This window comes from Actinophytocola xanthii (assembly GCF_001921205.1).
GTDB lineage: Bacteria > Actinomycetota > Actinomycetes > Mycobacteriales > Pseudonocardiaceae > Actinophytocola > Actinophytocola xanthii.
The window spans coordinates 142,349-161,820 of record NZ_MSIE01000016.1; the positions used below are offsets into that span (position 1 = coordinate 142,349).

16 protein-coding genes are annotated in these 19,472 nt (G+C 72.3%); 2 read left to right on the forward strand and 14 right to left on the reverse strand.

What is annotated here, in order from left to right; genetic code table 11:
- Nucleotides 1-3: 3 nt before the first annotated feature.
- Nucleotides 4-366, forward strand: a complete 363-nt coding sequence (locus BU204_RS11420; protein ID WP_075125577.1) for a hypothetical protein — start codon at nt 4-6, stop codon at nt 364-366.
- On the opposite strand, the gene BU204_RS11425 is transcribed toward BU204_RS11420, so the two are convergent.
- The 13 genes from BU204_RS11425 to BU204_RS11485 form a co-directional block, all read right to left on the reverse strand.
- Nucleotides 363-1,139 carry a peptidyl-tRNA hydrolase gene (locus BU204_RS11425; protein ID WP_075125578.1) on the reverse strand — a complete coding sequence of 259 codons (777 nt, stop codon included), beginning with the start codon at nt 1,137-1,139 and terminating at the stop codon, nt 363-365. The two genes, BU204_RS11420 and BU204_RS11425, sit on opposite strands and share 4 nt — an antisense overlap.
- Nucleotides 1,136-2,359 carry a phosphoserine phosphatase SerB gene (gene serB, locus BU204_RS11430; RefSeq protein WP_075125579.1) on the reverse strand — a complete coding sequence of 408 codons (1,224 nt, stop codon included), beginning with the start codon at nt 2,357-2,359 and terminating at the stop codon, nt 1,136-1,138. The genes BU204_RS11425 and serB overlap by 4 nt, the downstream gene beginning before the upstream one ends.
- 10 nt (nt 2,360-2,369) lie before the next feature.
- Nucleotides 2,370-4,160 (reverse strand): aa3-type cytochrome oxidase subunit I, encoded by a 1,791-nt coding sequence (gene ctaD, locus BU204_RS11435; protein WP_075125580.1) that lies wholly within the window; start codon nt 4,158-4,160, stop codon nt 2,370-2,372.
- A 241-nt stretch (nt 4,161-4,401) separates the two neighbouring features.
- Entirely contained in the window at nt 4,402-5,715 is a 1,314-nt protein-coding gene (locus BU204_RS11440) for a hypothetical protein (protein WP_075125581.1), read from the reverse strand.
- Nucleotides 5,712-6,353 carry an ABC transporter ATP-binding protein gene (locus BU204_RS11445; protein ID WP_075125582.1) on the reverse strand — a complete coding sequence of 214 codons (642 nt, stop codon included), beginning with the start codon at nt 6,351-6,353 and terminating at the stop codon, nt 5,712-5,714. The genes BU204_RS11440 and BU204_RS11445 overlap by 4 nt, the downstream gene beginning before the upstream one ends.
- 121 nt (nt 6,354-6,474) lie before the next feature.
- Nucleotides 6,475-7,269, reverse strand: a complete 795-nt coding sequence (locus BU204_RS11450; protein WP_075125624.1) for a sugar phosphate isomerase/epimerase family protein — start codon at nt 7,267-7,269, stop codon at nt 6,475-6,477.
- A gap of 2 nt (nt 7,270-7,271) precedes the next feature.
- Entirely contained in the window at nt 7,272-8,423 is a 1,152-nt protein-coding gene (locus tag BU204_RS11455) for a dihydrodipicolinate synthase family protein (protein ID WP_075125583.1), read from the reverse strand.
- Nucleotides 8,423-9,571: a Gfo/Idh/MocA family protein gene (locus BU204_RS11460; RefSeq protein ID WP_075125584.1), complete on the reverse strand. Its 1,149-nt coding sequence runs from the start codon at nt 9,569-9,571 to the stop codon at nt 8,423-8,425. The genes BU204_RS11455 and BU204_RS11460 overlap by 1 nt, the downstream gene beginning before the upstream one ends.
- A gap of 20 nt (nt 9,572-9,591) precedes the next feature.
- The gene (locus BU204_RS11465) at nt 9,592-10,377 is read right to left on the reverse strand and encodes an ABC transporter ATP-binding protein (RefSeq protein WP_075125585.1); all 786 of its coding nucleotides are present in this window, start codon (nt 10,375-10,377) and stop codon (nt 9,592-9,594) included.
- Nucleotides 10,377-11,405 carry an ABC transporter substrate-binding protein gene (locus BU204_RS11470; RefSeq protein ID WP_075125586.1) on the reverse strand — a complete coding sequence of 343 codons (1,029 nt, stop codon included), beginning with the start codon at nt 11,403-11,405 and terminating at the stop codon, nt 10,377-10,379. Before BU204_RS11470 ends, BU204_RS11465 begins: the two co-directional genes overlap by 1 nt.
- Before the next feature lie 11 nt (nt 11,406-11,416).
- A complete protein-coding gene (locus BU204_RS11475) occupies nt 11,417-12,304 on the reverse strand; it encodes an ABC transporter permease (protein WP_075125587.1) in 888 nt (295 codons plus the stop codon).
- Complete coding sequence (locus tag BU204_RS11480; RefSeq protein ID WP_075125588.1) at nt 12,301-16,170, reverse strand: ThuA domain-containing protein; 3,870 nt, start codon at nt 16,168-16,170, stop codon at nt 12,301-12,303. The genes BU204_RS11475 and BU204_RS11480 overlap by 4 nt, the downstream gene beginning before the upstream one ends.
- 88 nt (nt 16,171-16,258) lie before the next feature.
- Nucleotides 16,259-16,942: a cupin domain-containing protein gene (locus tag BU204_RS11485; protein WP_198942839.1), complete on the reverse strand. Its 684-nt coding sequence runs from the start codon at nt 16,940-16,942 to the stop codon at nt 16,259-16,261.
- 233 nt (nt 16,943-17,175) lie between these two features.
- On the opposite strand from BU204_RS11485, the gene BU204_RS11490 reads away from it, so the two are divergent.
- A complete protein-coding gene (locus BU204_RS11490; protein WP_075125590.1) occupies nt 17,176-18,195 on the forward strand; it encodes a LacI family DNA-binding transcriptional regulator in 1,020 nt (339 codons plus the stop codon).
- Between the two features lie 15 nt (nt 18,196-18,210).
- Here the strand turns inward: BU204_RS11490 and BU204_RS11495 are convergent, their stop codons facing one another.
- Complete coding sequence (locus BU204_RS11495; protein WP_075125591.1) at nt 18,211-19,464, reverse strand: aldehyde dehydrogenase family protein; 1,254 nt, start codon at nt 19,462-19,464, stop codon at nt 18,211-18,213.
- Nucleotides 19,465-19,472: the final 8 nt, after the last annotated feature.

Consider the following 19,472-nt stretch of genomic DNA (forward strand, 5'->3'; position numbering starts at 1 on the left):
CGAATGCACCCAACAGCACGGCTTCAGGGAGAACTCAGCGTGTCCAACAATTCCGGTATCACCGTCGACGACGACGGCGTCCGCCGGCTGCTCGCCGACGGCACCGAGGAGTCGGTGACCTGGGCGGACCTCGCCGAGGTGGCGATCAGGACCACCCCGGAGGGCCCGTGGAAGGAGGACGTGTTCTTCCTGCTGGTCCGCACCGGTGGCGGCGGCTGCGCGGTCCCGGCCGGCGACCCCTCCGCCGACGACCTGATGAACCGGCTCCAGTCGATGCCCGGCTTCGACAACGACGCCTTCATCGAGGCGATGACCACCCAGGAGGACGGCCTGTTCGTCGTCTGGCAGCGCTCGGCGCAGGACTAGTCAGGCCGGGGCAGCTGTGCGACGACGGTCACCGTTCCAGGCGCGACCTCGGTGAAGCCGGCGTCGCGGACGGCCACGACGCCGCGCTCGCGCCAGGCCCGTCCCGGCTCCTCGCCGGGGTGCAGCTCCGCCCACCGCTGCGGCGACGGGGTGCGGACCGCACACCGGTAGTCGGCCGCTGCCCAGTCGGCGAGGTCGGCGCCGTCGGCCTGCCACAGGGCGGCGAGCAGCATCGTGGCATGGCCGACCTGGGCAGCCGCCTTTCCGGCGGTCATCTCGACCTTGGGGTTGACCCAGAGCACGGGAACATCGGACTCGGGCGGGTCCGGCTCGTCGGCGGGCAGGTCGCTGCCGGCAATCTGGAGCCGGGAGACCTCCTTGGGGGTGTCCACCACCCGGCCGGGCACCAGCGCCCGGACCGAGGCCCCGCCGACGGTCACGGTCACCCCGGGAAGCTCCTCCACGGCCGCCCAGTGGGCGCCGCGGGCCCGGCGGGCGACCTTGCGGATGTGGGCCCGGACCCACTCGGCGACCGCGTCGTGCCATTCGCCGTCGGGCTCGGCGGCCCTCGGGTCGAGGCAGACGGCGACCGCGGCCGCCGCCGCGGCCTCGAGCATCGCGGTCCGCGGGGGCGGCTCGGCGCGTTCGATGCGCATGATCATCGGCATTGCCCGCACCAGCGCCGGGTCCTCGGCGGAGACGTCCGCGGTGGCCTCGGCGGGCAGCCGCAACCAGGCCGCGTAGCGCCCGGCCAGGGGGTCGAGGATCCTCACGGGCGCAACGGCTCCAGGCCGTCCGCGGCGTCGGCCGCCTCGACCTCGGCGCGGGTCACGCCGAGCACGAACAGCACGACGTCCAGGTAGGGGTGGGACAGCGCGGTGTCGGCGACCTCGCGCAGGGCCGGCTTGGCGTTGAACGCCACACCGAGCCCGGCGGCGGAGAGCATGTCGATGTCGTTGGCGCCGTCGCCGACGGCGACGCACTGGGCGAGCGGCACGTCGAACTTGGCGGCGAAGCGGCGCAGCGCCGTCGCCTTGCCGGCCCGGTCGACGATGTCGCCGACCACCCGGCCGGTGAGCTTGCCCTCGACCACCTCGAGGTCGTTGGCGAGACTGAAGTCCAGCCCGAGGCTCTCCGCCAGCCGGTCGATGATCGGTGTGAAGCCGCCGGACACCACGCCGCAGCGGAAGCCGAGCCGCTTGAGCGTGCGGATCGTGGTGCGCGCACCGGGCATCAGCTCGATCGAGTCGGCCACCTCGTCCAGCACCGACTCGGGCAGCCCGGCCAGACACGCCACCCGGCGCTCGAGCGACTGGGCGAAGTCCAGCTCGCCGCGCATCGCCGCCTCGGTGATCTCGCGGACCTCGTCCTCGCAGCCCGCGTGGGCGGCGAGCATCTCGATGACCTCGCCCTGGATCAGCGTCGAGTCGACGTCGAACACGATGAGCCGCTTGGCCCGCCGGCTCAGCCCCTCCCGTTCGACGGCGACGTCCAGGCCCACCCGCGCGGAGACGTCGGCGAGCGCCGAACGCAGCGCGGTGTCGCCGTCGAGGGTGTCCTGCGCCACCGAGACCCGCAGTTCGAGCCCGGTCACCGGGTAGTCGGCGATCCGCCGGATCGTGTCGATGTTCACGTCCAGCGCGGCGAGCCTACGGGCGACCTCGGCGAAACCGCGCGCGGTGACCGGACGGCCGAGCACGATCAGCACATGGCTGGAGCCCACCCGGGCCGGGGAGAGCGAGTCGGCCCCGACCTCCACGGTGACCTGCATCGCGACCGTCGCCATGGCCTGCTCGACGGCCTCCTGCAGACCCTCCGGGTCGTGGTCGGTGCCGACCAGCACCCCCAGGACGAGCTGGCCGCGGATCGTGACCTGCTCGACGTCGAGGATGTCCACGCCGTGCCGGGACAGCACGGCGAAGAGCACCGACGAGACGCCGGGCTTGTCCGGTCCGGTGACCGTGATCAGGACCGGCGTACTCGGCTGGCTCATCGAGGAGGACTCAGTTCGGCTTCTTCGGGTCGCCCTTGGAGATCTCGTCCGGGTTCATCTTCTCGGCGAGCATCTCCGACGGCGCCGGCCCGACGTTGGTCGGGTCGCTGTGCTTGGCGCTGAACAGGCCGGTGTACTTGTCCTTCGCGGCCTGCTCGGTCATGTGCGGGTAGTGCAGGTCGAACGCCGGGCGCTCGGACCGGATCCGGGGCAGCTCGGTGAAGTTGTGCCGGGGCGGCGGCGTGCTCGTGGCCCACTCGAGCGAGTTGCCGTAGCCCCACGGGTCGTCCGCGGTGGTGGTCTCGCCGTAGCGGTAGCTCTTGAACACGTTCCACACGAACGGCAGCGTCGACGCGCCCAGGATGTAGGCCCCGATCGTGGAGATCGTGTTCAGCGTGGTGAAGTTGTCCATCGCCAGGTAGTCGACGTACCGGCGGGGCATGCCCTCCGCGCCCAGCCAGTGCTGCACCAGGAACGTGCCGTGGAACCCGATGAACGTGGTCCAGAAGTGCAGCTTGCCCAGCGACTCGTCCAGGTACCGGCCGGTCATCTTGGGGAACCAGAAGTAGATGCCGGCGAAGGTGGCGAACGCGATGGTGCCGTAGAGCACGTAGTGGAAGTGCGCCACCACGAAGTAGGTGTCCGAGACGTGGAAGTCGATGGCCGGCGCGGCCAGCAGGATGCCGGTCAGACCGCCGAAGAGGAACGTGACCAGGAAGCCGACCGAGAACAGCATCGGCGACTCGAAGGTCAGCGAGCCCTTCCACATCGTGCCGATCCAGTTGAAGAACTTCACGCCGGTCGGCACCGCGATCAGGAAGGTCATGAAGGCGAAGAACGGCAGCAGCACGGCGCCGGTGGCGTACATGTGGTGCGCCCAGACCGCCACCGACAGCGCCGCGATGCCCAGCGTCGCGTAGACCAGGCCGCGGTAGCCGAACAACGGCTTGCGGCTGAACACCGGGAAGATCTCGGAGACGATGCCGAAGAACGGCAGCGCGACGATGTAGACCTCGGGATGGCCGAAGAACCAGAACAGGTGCTGCCAGAGGATCACGCCACCGTTGGCGGGGTCGAACACGTGCGCGCCGAGCACCCGGTCGGCGAGCAGGCCGAACAGCGCCGCGGTGAGGATCGGGAAGGCGATCAGGATCAGGATCGAGGTGATGAAGATGTTCCAGGTGAAGATCGGCATCCGGAACATCGTCATGCCGGGGGCACGCAGGCAGATCACGGTCGTCAGCATGTTGACCGCGCCGAGGATGGTGCCCAGACCACCGAGGGCCAGGCCGACGATCCACAGCTCGCCGCCCACACCCGGGGAGAAGGTCTTGCCCGACAGCGGCGTGTAGGCGAACCAGCCGAAGTCGGCGGCACCGCCGGGGGTCAGGAAGCCGGAGACCACGATCAGGCCGCCGAACAGGAACAGCCAGTAGCTGAAGGCGTTCAACCGGGGGAAGGCCACGTCCGGGGCGCCGATCTGGATCGGCAGCACGAAGTTCGCGAAGCCGAACAGGATCGGGGTCGCGTACAGCAGCAGCATGATCGTGCCGTGCATGGTGAACAGCTGGTTGTACTGCTCGGCCGACAGGAACTGCTGCCCGGGGAAGGCCAGCTCGGAGCGGATGAGCATGGCCATCGCGCCGCCGATCATGAAGAAGGCGAACGCCGTGACCAGGTACATCATCCCGATCTTCTTGGGATCGGTCTCCCGGAACAGCTGCAGCAGGTACGAACCCCTGGCTGTCGGGCGCGCCGGATACGGTCGCGTGGCGATCGGCTTGGGGGCTACTGCCGTCACTCCTGCCTCCTGTATCTACAACCACGCGTGGCCGTGATTCGTACTGGATCGTAGCCCGCCCGGCTCGAACCAGCGCCGCTGGGCTCGCCTGCGGGCCTGCTGGGATCGCCCCACGCAGGGCGCCCGACGGCGATCCCCGCCGAGCCCAAGCCTGCCACCCGGGAGCGGTGGCCGCGAGCCGGACGCGAGCCCTCGCCGAGGTGCTCTACCTCAGGAGTTCACCCGATCTCGCTACCCGCGCTCAGCGCAGCACGGCCACCGCGACCGCGGCCGTCACGACCGCCGCGCCCACCGGGAGCGGGACCGTCGGGACCAGGAGGACGGCGAACAGGCCGAGGTCGGGTCCACGCAGGGTGCGGGTGACCAACCGCACCGGCAGGGTGCCGAACGGGGTCGCCACCGGCATGAGGTTGTCGTAGGCCGGTGGCGCCCCGGTGGCCGTCCGCACGGCGCAGGCGGAGACCAGCGGCACGGCCAGCACGACGCCGGTCTCCCACGGCGCACCGGCGGCCGCGGCGAGGCCGAGGGCCAGCCCCGCCCAGACGGCGGCGAGCACGGTCAGCACGGCCAGGTGGGCCGCGCGCAGCCGCAGGTCGGAGTGGCCGACCCAGCGGCGGCGCCCAGGCGAGCGCCACAGTTCGGCGAGCCCGCCGGTCAGCGGCACCAGCGCCAGGTAACCGAACAGGGCGAACACGACCTCGTCCGGCAGCGCCGGCAGCGCCAGGTGCGCCGCGACGGCGACCAGCGCGAGCAGCAGCGCGGTCGGGATCCGCCGGGTCCGCGCCGCGACGCCCACCCAGGCCAGCCGCACCCCGACCGGCGCGGTCAGCCGCCACCCGCGCACCGGCCGACCGGCCGGCAGCAGCATGGCCACGTCGAGGAAATGGGTGCCGACGACGCGCATGACCCGCTCGCGCCAGCCCTGGACCAGGTCGCCCCGGCCGGCCCGGACGATCTCCGGCCGGGTGAGCGGCCCGGATCTCGCCAGTAGCGTCAGCAGCACGGCCGCCGCCAGTCCGAGCGCCACCGCCACGCCGGTGAGGGCGTCCGGCCCCGGCCGCACCGCCACCGCCGCCGCGGCGAACCCGAGCACGACGAGCGGCTCGACCCATCCCGGGCGCCGTGGGCGACCGACCGCTCCCAGCACGAGGGCACCCGCGGCGACCTGCGCGGCGACCCCGGCCAGCACCCAGCGCGTGCCGAGGCCCGCCACGGCGGTCAGCAGTGCCAACAGGTATCCGAGCGCGAGCATCCGAGCCGCCCACTGGACCAGCAGGCGTCGCGCGAGCAGCCGTTCCCGGTCGGTTGCCCCGAAGTCGTTCCAGGTCAGCACGGCCGGCTCGAGCCAGACGAACCCGCGCGAGAGCATCGAGGACCAGGCAAGCACCGTGGCGAGGAGGACCAGGACCAGCGTGTCGTGCGGCCGGTCGGGAACGCCGACGACCTGCCGGACCCGGTCGAGCCGCAGGAGCGCCATCAGGAGGATCCCGGTGCCCAGGTACAGGGCGAGGGTCCGGTCGTCGCCGCGGAGCCACCGGGACAGGACCGCTCTCATCCCAGCCGGACCACCGTGTCGGCCGTGTCGAGCAGGGGCGGGTGGTGGGTCGCGAGAACGACGGCGCGGCCCCGATCCCGCTCCAGGCCGACCAGGGTCGCGAGCCAGCCGCGGCCCTGGTCGTCGAGCGCCCGCTCGGGTTCGTCGAGGAGCAGCACCCGGTGCGGCCGCGCGACGGCGCCGAGCAGGAGCAGCCGACGCCGCTGACCGGCGGAGAGGTGGTAGGCGTGGACGTCGGCGCGATCGGCGAGCCCGGCTGCCTCGAGCGCGTCGTCGATCTCGCCGGCCTGGTCGCCGGCCCGGCCGCCGAAGGAGGTCGCCAGCAGCTCGAGGTGCTGGCGCGGCGAGAGCTCGGCGAACAGGTCCGAGTCGTCCAGGAGGACGGCAACGTCACGGCGGAACCGGACGTCCCGCTCGTCGGGCGACCGACCGGCGACGGTCGCCGTGCCCTCGGTGGGTGGGTGCAGGCCGTAGAGGCAGTGCAGGAGGGTGGACTTCCCGCTGCCGTTCGGCCCGGCCAGGACGAGGCACTCGCCGCCGGAGAGGGACAGGTCGAGGCCGCGAAACAACCACTCCTCGCCGACCACCACCCCCAGCCCCCGACAGGCGACGGCGTGATCGACGGCGGGAACGGACACGCACGGAGGGTACGGCCGCCAGCGGACACGCGGCGTGACAGGTACCACGCGCAGACGTTGTCGGTTCGTCCGCTCAACGGCCCCGGCCGGCGACCAGAACCGCCCTCGTCGCCGCGCTCGGTCAGCTCGGGGAGCAGGCGCGGTAGGCCCTGATCGTCTCGTGCAGGATCTCCCGGCCGGGGCGCTGCCAGAGCTCGGCGTTGAAGACCTCCACCTCGATGGGACCGGTGTAGCCCGCGGCCGCCACCCCCGCCAGGAACCGGGGGAACTCGATGTGGCCGGTACCGGGCAGGCCCCGGCCCACCAGGACGTCGGCGGGCAGGGGCAGGATCCAGTCGGCCAGCTGGAAGCAGGCGATCCGGGGGCCGGCCCCCGCCAGCAGGCTCCACACGCGCTCGTCCCACCAGACGTGGTAGGTGTCCAGCGCTATCCCGACCGCCTCCGGCGGGAACGGCGCCGCCAGTGCCAGCGCGGCGTCCAGGGTCGTGACCACGCTCCGGTCCGCGCAGAACATGGGGTGCATGGGCTCCACCGCCAGCCGGACGCCGACGTCGAGGGCGTAGGGGGCCAGCGCCTCGAGGCCGGCGGCCACGCGGGACCGGGCGGTGTCCAGGTCCCGTCCGAACAGTCCGCCGCAGACCAGGACCAGTGCGGGCGCGCCCAGTTCGGCCGCCTCGTCCAGCGCCCTGCGGTTGTCCTCCAGCCAGTCGTCGGCGCCGAAGAAGCCGCCGCGGCACAGGGAGCTGACCGACAGCCCCGCCTCCCGGACCAGCGCCGCCGAGCGGGCCAGGCCGTGCTCGGCCACCGGCTCGCGCCACAGCCCGACGGCGGGCACGCCGGCCTCGGCGCAGCCGGCAACCAGCTCGGGCAGTGGCCAGAACTTCGCGGTGGCCTGGTTGAACGAGAACCGTGCCAGGCTCACTGCGCCACCCCGCAGACCGAGAAGAACGCCCTGGCCCGTGCGGCGGCCAGCGACGCGTCCGGCAGCAGCCCGGCCTCGTCGGCCAGCACCAGCAGGCGCCCGAGGTGCGCGGGTGAGCGCCCGGACTGCAGCCCACCGACCATCGTGAAGTGGTCCTGGTGGCCGCCGAGCCAGGCCAGGAACACGATCCCGGTCTTGTAGAACCGGGTCGGCGCGGCGAACAGGTGCCTGGCCAGCGGCACCGTCGGGTCGAGCAGCGCGTGGAACTCCTCGCGGCGGCCGGCGTCGAGCGCGTGCAGGGCACGCCCGGCGACCGGGGCGATGGCGGCGAACACCCCGAGCAGCGCGTCGGAGTGCCCGGCCTCGTCCCCGGCGATCAGCTCGGGGTAGTTGAAGTCGTCGCCGGTGTACATGCGCACGCCCGGGGGGAGCCGGCGGCGCATGGCGACCTCGAACCCGGCGTCCAGCAGTGAGACCTTGATGCCCTCCACCCGCTCGGCGTGCTCGGTCAGCAGGCCGAGCACGGTCTCCACCGCGGTCGACGGCTCGGGCGACCCCCAGTAGCCGACCAGGGCCGGGTCGAACATCGGGCCGAGCCAGTGCACGACGACCGGCGAGGACACCTCGGCCAGCAGGGTCGAGTACACCGACAGGTAGTCCTCGACCCCGCTCGCCGCCGCGGCGAGATGGCGGCTGCACATCAGCACCGGTACGGCGCCGGCCTCGACAACGTCCGCGAGCTGCTCGCGGTAGGCGTCCAGGATGGACGGCAGCGTCGCCGGACCCGCCGGCAGCTGGTCGGTCGCCACCCCCGCGACGATCCGCCCGCCCACCGACCGCGCCTGCGCCGCACTGCGCCGAACCAGCTCCCGCACCGCCGGGTAGTCGAGCCCCATCCCCCGCTGTGCGGTGTCCATCGCCTCCGCCACGCCGAGGCCGTGGCGCCAGAGGTGGTGGCGGAAGGCCAGCGTGGCCTCCCAGTCGAGCACGGCGGGCGCGTCCGGCACGTTCTCCGCGTCCGGCGCGGCGACGACGTGGGCCGCGGCGTAGGCGATCCGCTCCCGCGGTGGGCCGGGAACGGATGCCGCGTCACCGGCACCACGCAGCCGGTACCGGCCCACGCCCGGCAGCACGACCTCGTCGGGCATCAGGCGAGCTCCGGGATCTCGATCCGCCTGCCCTCGGCCGCCGAACGCATGCCCAGCTCGGCGAGCTGCACGCCGCGGGCCGCCGCACGCAGGTCCCAGGGGAACGGCTCGTCGGCGGCGACGTGGCGCAGGAACCGTTCCCACTGCTCGCGAAAGCCGTTGCCGAACTGGGCGTTGTCGGGCACGACCGCCCAGTCCCCGCGCTGGTCGACGTTCGGTGCCAGGTCCGGGTCCCAGACCGACCGCGGGGTGGCCACTCTGGACTGCGCACGGCAGTGCCGCAGCCCGGCGACGGCACTGCCGTGCGTTCCGTCCACCTGGAACTGGACCAGCTCGTCGCGGAACACCCGCGTGCACCAGGAGGAGTTGAACTGGGCGATGATCCCGCCGTCGAGCTCGAAGACCGCGTAGGCCGCGTCCTCGGCCGTCGCCGGGTACTCCTCGCCGTCCTCGTCCCACCGGCGGGCGATGTGCGTTGCCGTCGTGCACTGGACCGTGCGCACCCGCCCGAACAGGTGCTCGAGCACGTAGTGCCAGTGCGGGAACATGTCCAGCACCATGCCGCCGCCGTCCTCGCGGCGGTAGTTCCAGGACGGGCGCTGCGGTTGCTGCCAGTCCCCTTCGAACACCCAGTAGCCGAACTCGCACCGCACCGACAGCACCTGGCCGAAGAACCCGCTGTCCACAAGTCGCTTCAGCTTCAGCAGCCCGGGCAGGAAGAGCTTGTCGGCGACGACACCCACCTTCAGCCCGGCCGCCTCGGCAGCCCGGGCGAGCACGAGCGCGCCCTCGAGGTCCATCGCGACCGGCTTCTCGGTGTAGACGTGCTTGCCCGCCTCGACAGCCGACGCGATCGCCTTCTCCCGGCGCTGCGTCGTCAACGCGTCGAAGTAGATCTCGACGTCGTCCCGCGCCAGCGCCTCGTGCAGGTCGGTCGTCCAGTCGGACAGCCCGTGCCGCTCGGCGATCTCCGCGAGCTTGCGGTCGTTCCGGCCGACCAGCACCGGCTCCGGCCACAGCAGCGTGCCGTCGGACAGCGGCAGGCCGCCGTCTGCCCGGATGGCCAGCAACGAGCGAACCAGGTGCTGGCGGTAACCCATCCGCCCGGTCACGCCGTTGACCACGACGCCGATCGACCTACGGGTCATTCCTCGCTCCTTGGGTGTTCTCAGTGGCTCTCGACCGAGCCGAGCAACTGGCGGATCTCCCGGGTCAGCTCCCCGAACCGGGAGTCGGTCATCACCTGGGCGTAGTCCCGTTCGGCCGGGAGGTCCACGGACAACGTACGCATCAACCGGCCGGGCCGCGGGCTCATCACCACGACCCGGGTGCCGAGGAACACCGCCTCCGCGATCGAGTGGGTGACCAGCAGGATCGTGGTGCCGGTCTCCCGCCAGATCCGGTTCAGCTCGGCGTTGAGCTGCTCGCGGGTCAGCGCGTCCAGCGCGCCGAACGGCTCGTCCATCAGCAGCACCGGCGGCTCGTGCAGCAGCGCGCGGCACAGCGCCACCCGCTGCTGCATGCCACCGGACAGCTCGTGCGGCAACGCCTTCTCGAACCCGGCGAGGCCGGTCAGCTCGATCAGCTCGTCGGCCCGGCGGGCCGCGCGTGCCTTGTCCATGCCGCGCATCTCGGCCTGCAGCAGGATGTTCTTGCGGACCCCGCGCCACTCGAGCAGCGCGGCCCGCTGGAACGCGAACCCGATGTCCCGCTGCGGCCCGGTCACCGGTTCACCAAGCAGGCTGACCGAGCCCGAGCTCGGCCGGACCAGCCCGGCGACCACCTTGAGCAAAGTGGACTTGCCGCAACCGGAGGGGCCCACGATGCTCACGAACTCGCCCGCCGCGACCCGCAGGCTGACGTCGTCCAGCGCCGTCGTGTCCGACCGCTTGGACCGGAACCGGACGGTCAGGCCCTCGACGTCGACCGCGGTGTCGGTGAGCGTGCCGGTCATCAGGACCCCGACCCGCCAGCGTGGCTGCCGTCCCAGTAGGTCGCCGGGTCGCCGGCGTCCTTCAGCTCGGCGTACTGCTCCATCAGGTCGATCGTGCCGGTCCACTGCTCCTCGGTGTTGACTCCCGGCTCTCCCGCGGTGTCCAGCTGCAACAGTGGCTCGGCCAGCTCGAGCTGCTGGGTGAGGACCTCGACCGGGGGCTCGTTCTCCGCGGCCTCGGCCATGGCCTCGGCCGCCGCCGGGATGTCCTTGACCGCCTCGGCCCACGACTTCTGGGTGGCCCGGACGAACCGGCCCACCAGGTCGGCCTTCCCGGACAGGGTTTCCTCACTGGCGACGATGCCGGTACCGAGCATGTTCAGGCCGGAGTCGGCGAAGAGCAGGTAGTCCACCTGCTTGCCGGTACGGGCCTCGATCGTCGGGCCCTGGTCGTGGAAGAAGCCCATGATGGCGTCCACCTGGCCCTCGGCGAGCTGGGCGATCTTGTTGGCCGGGTCCATGTTCACGACCTTGACATCGCCTGGCTGCATGCCGTTGGCCCGCAGCCAGGCCGGGAACGTCGCGTACATCGCGTCTCCCGGCGTGCCGCCGACGGTCTTGCCCTTGAGGTCCTGCGGCTTGGTGATGTTCTGGTCGGACAGGAACTCCAGCGAGGCCGGGCCCTTCTGCAGGAACACCCCGACGCTCTTCACCGGCATGCCGGTGCTGATCGCCTTGAGCAGCGGCGGCGTGTCCGCCCACCCGAACGTGGTCTGCCCCTGGGCGACGGCCTGGATGGTCGCGCCGGAGCCGTTGCCTGGCTCGATCTCCAGGTCGATGCCCTCGTCGGCGTAGAACCCCTTGTCGAGGCCGTAGTAGAAGGGCGCGTGCTCGCCGTAGGGCACCCAGTTCAGGGTCAGCGTGACCTTCTCGGCGTCCGCCGGGGCGTTGCCGGCGTCGTTGCCGCCCTCGTCCGGGTTGCCGCCGGGGGCGCAGGCCGCGAGCAGGACGACGGCGGCCGCGAGACCGGCTAACTGCTTGACGTTCATTGGCAAGCCTTTCAGGAGGTCGTGAGCGGGGTGACCGAGCGACGGCTGGCGTGCCACGGGATCAGCAGCGCCTCGGCCACCTCGACCACCACGAACAGCAGGATTCCGATCAGCGACATCAGGATCAGGGCGGCGAACAGCAGCGCCGAGTCCAGATTTCCGTTGGCCAACAACAGGACGTAGCCGAGGCCCTCGCTCGCCCCGACGAACTCACCGACCACCGCACCGACCACGGCCAGCGTCACGGCGACCTTCTCCCCGGCCATCAGGTGCGGCAGCGCGTTGGGGAAGCGGATCTTGCGGAAGGTCTGCCAGCGCGACGCGCCCATCGTCGAGGACAGCTCCAGCAGCTCGTGGTCGGTCGAGCGCAGTCCCGCCACGCCCGAGACGACGACCGGGAAGAACGCGATGAGCACCGCGAGGATGATCTTCGGCGCCAGTCCGTTTCCGAACCAGACGACCAGCAGCGGCGCGATGGCGATCTTCGGGATCACCTGTGCGAACAGGACGATCGGGTACAGCGCCTTGTCCATCGTGCGCGAGTAGGCGATCAGCACCGCCGTGGCCAGGCCGAGCACGCTTGCCAGCACGAACCCGATCACGGTCTCGTAGAGCGTGACGTAGGAGTGGTACATCAGCGAGGACCACTCGGCGATGATCCGGTCCCAGACCTGCTTGGGGGTGGGCACGAGGTAGTTCGCCACCCACTCCCGGGCGGTGGCGACCCACCAGAGCACGAACACCAGGCCGAGCAGGATCGCCGGGCGCCACATGGCCTCGAGGAAGCGCAGGAACCGCGCTCCGAGCTCGATCCGGGCACGCGGCCCGCCGGGCGCGGGCGGGCCCGGCTCCTCCCCGGCGGAGGGCTGGACGTCGTTGGACGCCGTCGTGCTCGTCACCGGGTCACCACCTTCTCCACGACGACCGCGTCGATCGCCCAGGACTGGCCGGCGGCGCCACCGAACGTCACGGACACGGTCCGCCCCTCCGCGCCGCCGTCCGCGGTGAACTGGTCCCAACCCCAGCTGCCGGCCGCGACCGGCACCCCGCCGTCGACCACCCGGTCACCGTCCACTGTGATCACGATGGGCGGGGCGGCCGCCTGCGGGTCGCCGCGCAGGACCGACACGGTGTGCGCGCCGGCCGGGATCCGCAGCCGCAGCGTCCCCGGGTTGGCCGAGGTCACCACGTCCCGGCGCAACGCGTCCGGTCCACCACGGTCGCGACCCGCCAGGCCGGGCGCGTCGGCCCAGCCGAAGCCGGTCTGGTCGGTGTGGACCGTCGTCGGGTCCAGCCCGGCGAACCCGTCCTGGACCGGGCCGCCCGGCGCGCCGGCATCCAGCGAGTACACGGCCCGCTCGGTCGAGGGCACCAGGTAGGTCGACGCGCTGGCCCGACTGCTCACCCGCACGCCCCGGTCGGCGGTGCCGTAGGCGGTCAGCCGCGCCGCCAGCAGCGGACCGGTGGCCGCGGCGGGCTCCGGGGAGGTGAAGGGGATGCGTACCCGGACGCTCCCGCGCCGGGGGACCTCCACCTGGACCGGCGTCTGGGTCCACTCCGCCGGCACCCGCAGCCCCACGGTCGCCTGGATCTTCCGGTTGGTGCGGTTGACCAGGTCGACCTCGGCGTGGCCGGCGTCCCCGGCGGCCGTCGGCGAGGGCAGGGTGAGGTTCGCGAGCTCCACCATCGAGCCGAACTCGAACCGGTCCAGGTTGAACAGCGTGCCGGTGGTGCTCGGGTTGGTGAACACCAGGAACAGCTCGTGGGTCACGCCGGGGTCGGTGACCGCGGCGCTCACCTCGGTCCACGTGGTGCCGCCACCGGTCACCGGGACGGCGGCACTGCCGAGCAGCGGACCGTCCGGCGCGCCCTGGCGGACCTCGATCGTGCCGCCGCCCGCCTGGCTCGCCACCCGGAAGCGGAGGTCCGGCACGCCGGTGAGGTTGACCGGCGTGTAGCTCACCCAGTCGCCGTGGTGGATCTGCCCGACCAGGCCCGCGCTGTTGCCGTCGGCGGTGTTGCCGACCACGCGCACGCCGCTGGCGGCGTCGAAGTGATCGGCCTGCTTGACCTTCGGCTGCAGCCGCACCCGCTCCCGGTCGGTGAGCCCACCGCTGTCGGTGTAGGACGACTCCACGTAGTACTCGAGGTCCTCCGACGTGCTGTGCAGGTTGTCGATGACGGTCTCGACCCGACCGGTGCACCCGGTCCGCTGCCCCGTGCGGTGCTTCTGCCGGGCGTGCCAGAGACCGGACTCGGTGACCACGTCCCCGCAGTCGATCGAGCCGTCCTCGGTGTACCCGTCCTCGGCGTCGGTCACATCGACCTCGAACGGCACCGGGACACTCCAGTCGAACACCTGACCGTCCACCGGCGTCAACAGGTCAACCTCCGGCGCGGTGTTGCCTACGGTGACGGTGACCTGGGCGGAGGCCGAACGCCTGGTGGGGTCGGTGACGGTCAGCCTGGCTGTGTACGTGCCGTTCTCGGTGAACGTGTGGCTGGGGCTCGCCTCGGTCGAGTCGACGGTCCCGTCGCCGTCGAAGTCCCAGCCGTAGGTCAGGGCCTGTCCCTGGTCGGGGTCGGCCGAGCCGCCGGCGTCGAACCGGACGGTCAGCGGTGCCTGGCCCGAGGACGGCGTGGCCGAGGCCTCCGCGAGCGGGGCCCGCTCACCGGGTCGGAGGTAGTCGAGGCGGTAGAGCGCCGAGTCGAAGTTCGGGTCGCCACGGCCGGAGCCGCCGTAGTTGGTGCCCCACTCGATGACGTAGAGCGAGCCGTCCGGACCGATCTCCAGGTCGATCGGCCGCAGGAACTGCTCGGCGGGCAGGAACCGGTTGACCGTCAGCGCCCGACCGTCCTGGTCGGACCGCACCTCGAAGATCGCGTTGCGGGTCCAGTCGGCGACGAACACGGCGTCGTCGTAGTACTCCGGCAGCTTCGTCTCCGAGTCGAGCTCGGGGTCGTAGTGGTACTTCGGCCCACCGATCGCGAGCCGGCCCCCGGTACCCAGCTCGGGCCACTCGGGTGACTCGTCGTAGGGATAGGCGATCCAGGCCGGCTGGGCCGGCGGGAGCTTGCTGAGCCCGCGGTTGTTCGGGGAGTCGTTGGTCGGCCCCCCGGCGCAGTCGTAGGCGGCGCCCGACTGGCCGGTGGCGAAGTCGTGCTCCACATAGGCCCGGTTGGCCGCGATGCAGTAGGGCCAGCCGAAGTTGCCGGCGGCCTTGGCGAGGTTGAACTCGTCGTGCCCCTTCGGGCCGCGGGCCGGGTCGTCGGCCCGCGCGTCCGGGCCGACCTCGCCCCAGTACAGCCAGTCGGTCTCGGGGTCGATGTGGATCCGATACGGGTTGCGCAGGCCCATCACGTAGATCTCCGGGCGGGTGCGCTCGGTGCCCGGCGGGAACAGGTTGCCCTCGGGGATCGTGTAGGTGCCGTCGTCCTCGGGGTGGATCCGAATGATCTTGCCGCGCAGGTCGCTCGTATCGGCGGAGGTCCGCTGGGCGTCCTGGGGCTCTCGGCCCGGCCGCTCGTCCAGCGGGCTGAACCCCTCGCAGCACGCGTCGGTGTCGTCGCCGGTGGCGACGTAGAGGTTGCCCTTGCTGTCGAAGGCCATGCCGCCGGCCTCGTGGCCGTTGACCTCCCGTTGGGCGAAGAACTCCAGCAGCACCCGCTCGCTGTCCGGGTCCACCCGGTTGGCCGACTCGTCGAAGGTGACCCGGGAGATGCGGTTCACCACCTTGTCGGCCGGCGAGTAGTACAGGTAGATGAAGCCGTTGGTGGCGAAGTCCGGATCAAGCACCAGGCCCTGCATGCCGTGCTGGTGGTTGACCAGGACGTTGAACTTCCCCGCCTCCCGGCTGACGTCAGCGGCCGGGTCGTAGACCTTGAGCCAGCCCCCGCGCTCGATGAAGAACACCCGCCCGCGCGCGTCGATCTCCATGTCCAGCGGGTCGTCGGTGTCGGCCTCGAGCGCGACCTTGCGCCAGCGCTCGTTCTCGGTGGGGCCGCAGTCCCCGGGGGCCGCGCCGGCCGCCCACTCGATCCCGCCGAGCAGGTGCTCGCGGAACAGCGGTTCGTCGAACGCTGATGGCTCGTGCCCGAGCCCGGTGTACCAGGACCGGCCGCCCTCGAAGTTCTGGCACCAGGAGATCGGGTGGTCCGCGCCCATGGTGTGGCCGGTGTAGCTGCGGGTGTCGAGGCTGGCCAGCACGTGCACGTTCCCGCGCGGGTTGGCCACGAAGTCGTAGGGCTCCTCGGTGCGCTGCCAGACGGGCGGGAGGTCCCGGGTGGACGGGTGGGCGCGGTCGTCCACCTGGATCGCGACCGGCTGGACCGCGGGGTGCGCCTTGAAGAAGGCACCCATCAGCTGCCCGTACCAGGCCCAGTCGTACTCGGTGCCGCTCGCCGAGTGGATGCCGGTGAACCCGCCGCCGGCGCGGACGTAGCGCTCGAACGCGGAGCGCTGGGCGGCGTCGAGGATGGCCCCGGCGCGGCTGTTGGTGTTGTTGAAGACCACCGCGTCGAACGGGGCGAGGCCCTCGTCGGTGAACAGGGCCGCGTCGTCGGAGACCGTGACGTCGAAGCCGTGCTCCGCCCCCAGCTCGGTGATCGCCTGCTGCCCCGCGGGGATCGACTCGTGATGTTCGCCGTTGACCTTCGAGAACACCAGCACGCTGAACCTCGGCTGGGCCGTGGCCGGGGTGGCGGTGACCACCGTGCCGAGCACCAGGGAGAACAGGATCGCGAGGACGAGGGACGGCTTGCGCACGAGATCCTCCTGCCGGGGGCCACCTTGCCAGGCAAGCGCTTTCCTGCGACCTTATTCCGGCCGTCCACGATCGGCAAGGGCTTTCCCGTTACTCCTCCGGACGGCGCAACGGGTAGGTGTCGAGGTGACCGCACATGCCGAGCCGGCCGCGCTCGACCGGCCCGTCCAACGCGTGCACCCGCGCGTCCATGAGGTGCCCGGCGTCGCCCCGGGCCAGCGCGTCCAGGTGCACCCCGGTGAGCTGGGCGGCGCGGAAGGCACCGTCCTCCCAGCGCCGACGCCAGGTCTCCAGCTGCGGTTGCTTGAGCTGTGCGGCGGCGGTGTGGAGCGCGGCCATGGCCCGCCGCCCGTCCCGTTCCACGGCCGCCCGGAGCTGCTCGAACCCCTCGACGGCGAGGTCGCGCCGGGCGTAGGCGGCGCGCGGGTCGGTACCGGGCGCGCCGCCGTCGGGCAGGGCCGCGGCCGCGGCGTAGCGGTCGGGGTCGGCGAGGACCTCGGCCGGGAAGGTCAGCACGGCGTCCCCCGCCTCGGGCAGGCCGGAGTTCGCCATCAGCACCACGATCTCCAGGTCGCCGAGGTTGACCAGCCGGTGCACGGTGCCCGGGGTGAACCACAGGACGGTGCCCCGCGCGAGGGCGTGCTCGGCGAACCCGGCGCCCGAGATCGTCTGCACCGCGCCGCGGCCACCGATGACCACGTACGCCTCGCTGCAGCAGAGGTGCAGGTGCGGCGAGCCGCCGGGGCGGCCGTCGGGGGTAACCGTGTCGTACACGCACAGTCGCGAAACTCCGACCCCGCCGGGCAGTGGATCACTCATCGGGGACCCGTGGCAATCTTGTGGTGGCGGGCGACCGCGGTGGACACTCTGGACAGGTGGACGCTGGGCAGCTGGACAACCGCGAGCCGTGCCGGCATGACGCCTCCAGGCGCGAGGAAAAGGCTTTCCTTGTAGCCTGACGCTAGGGCCGCGGGGGCCGTCCGTCAACGTTCGAAGAGAGGTGCGAGGTGGCCACGCTCGCCGATGTCGCACGGCGCGCAGGGGTGTCCGCGGCGACGGTCTCACGGATCGTGAACGGCAGTCCCAAGATCGTGTCCGAGGAGCTGCGCGAGCGGGTGCTGCGGGCGGTGCAGGAGTTGCAGTACGTGCCGAACGCGCACGCGCAGCTGCTCGCCCGCTCGCACCGGACCACGGTCGGGGTGATCGTGCACGACGTGTCCGACCCGTACTTCGCCGAGATCACCCGGGGCCTCCAGCGGGTGGCCGGCGAGCAGGGCCGGCTGGTGATCATCTGCAACTCCTACCGCGACCCGGAGCGCGAGCTCGAGTACGTCGAGCTGCTCCGCGCCCAGCAGGTCGAGGCCATCATCCTGGCCGGCTCGGGCTACCACGACCCGGCGTTCACCAAGGCGCTCAACGCGAAGCTGAGCGCGTACATGGCGACCGGCGGGCGGGTGTCGGTGGTGGGCCGGCACAAGGTCGCCGGGGACGCGGTCATGCCCGCCAACGAGCACGGCGCCTACCTGATCGGCAGGGAGATCTTCGCCGCCGGCCACCGCCATGTCGGTGTCGTGGCCGCCCCCAAGCAGCTCACCACCACGACCGACCGCCTCGCCGGCCTGCGCCGGGCGGCGCGGGAGTACCGCCGCACGCTGCCGGCCCGCCGGATCGAGTACGCCGAGTTCGACCGGGACGGTGGCGCCGCGGCGACCGCCGCCCTACTCGACGCCGAGCCCAGGCTGACGGCGATCGCCGCCCTCAACGACTCGATGGCGATCGGCGCCCTGGCCGTCCTGCGGGAGCGCGGCCTGTCCGTGCCGGGTGACGTGTCGGTCGTCGGCTTCGACGACATGCCCATCGCCCGCGACGTGACACCGGCCCTCACGACGGTCCGCCTCCCGTTGGTCGAGATCGGCGCCCGGGCGATCGCACTCGCCCTCGACCCCCAGCACCCGAACCCCCGCGTCGAGGACGCCGAGGCCACCCTCGTCCACCGCGAGTCCCTCGGCCCGCCCCGCTCCTCCTGAGCCCAGGTGCCCGGATCAGCCGGGCAGGACCGCGTACTGGCGCAGGCAGAGGTCGGGGTAGGTGACCGGGCCGCGGGGGCCGGGGACCTTGTCGATGTTGATGCCGGTCTCGGGGACGCCCAGCATCCGGAAGCCGTCGAGCAGGCGGGTCGGGGCGTTCCAGAAGACGCCGGTGCCGGCGTAGGCGGCCATGAACGCCTCGGCCGTCGCCTCGTTCGCCGTGACGATGGCCGCCGCCAGCCCCGAGGTCTCCTCGTTCGCCACCCTGGCCGCGTCGGCGGCGTCGCGGACGGGAAGCACGGTGACGGTGGCCTCGCGCTCGTCGTCCAGGGCCCACTCGTAGCCGACCGCGTGGCTGTGGGGCGGCAGGGAGGCCTCGACCCCCAGGTCCGACAGCACACCGAGGACGGCCGGCAGCACGCGCTCGTAGCAGTCCTGGTGCAACAGCAGCAGGTTGAGCCGGTTGCACACGCCGAGCCGGTCGAGGCTGCGCCGGACGATGTCGACGGCGAGGTCGAGATCGGCGGCGACGTCGACGAACAGCACGCCGCCGCCGTCGGCATGGGCCAGGGTGCGCACGCCGTGCTGCGCGGCGAGCCGGCTCAGTTCCCTGGTGCTGTCCCCGCTGCCGCGCAGGATCACCAGCGGCACCGCGTCCGGCAGGGTGACCAGCGCGCCGGCCGCGGCGCGGTCGGCGCTGGGCACCAGCTGGACCGCGTCCGGATCGATGTCTACATCGGACAGAGCTGGGGCGATGACCGACCGCAGCAGCTCGGTCGCCGAGCGCAGGGCGGCGGACCCGGTGCGCAGGACGCCGGCGTTGCGCGACTTCACCAGCTGCGAGGCCACGTCGACCGTCACGTTCGGACGCGCCTCGTAGTTCGCGCCGATGACGCCGACCGGGCGGCGCCGCTCGATCAGGCGCAATCCCCCCGGCAGCTCCCCGAGCTCGACCGAGCGAACCGGGTGCGGCGCGTCGGCCAGCAGGCGCAGCGCCTCGGCCATCGTGGCGAGCCGGTCCTCGGTGATGCGCAGCCGGTCGAGCAGCCCCGTGCTCATCCCGGCCTCGCGCGCCGCCGCCACGTCGGCCTCGTTGGCCTCGAGAACCGTGGCGCTGCTGTCGGTCAGGCGGGTCGCCATCGCGGCCAGCGCCCCGTCGACGGCGTGGTCCGGGGCGGCCGCCAGGGCCGGCGCGGCCTTCTTCGCGGCGGCGGCACACGCGGCGACGGCATCGGCGACGGCAGGGGTCTCGGCGTCAAGGACCGGCATGGCCCCAG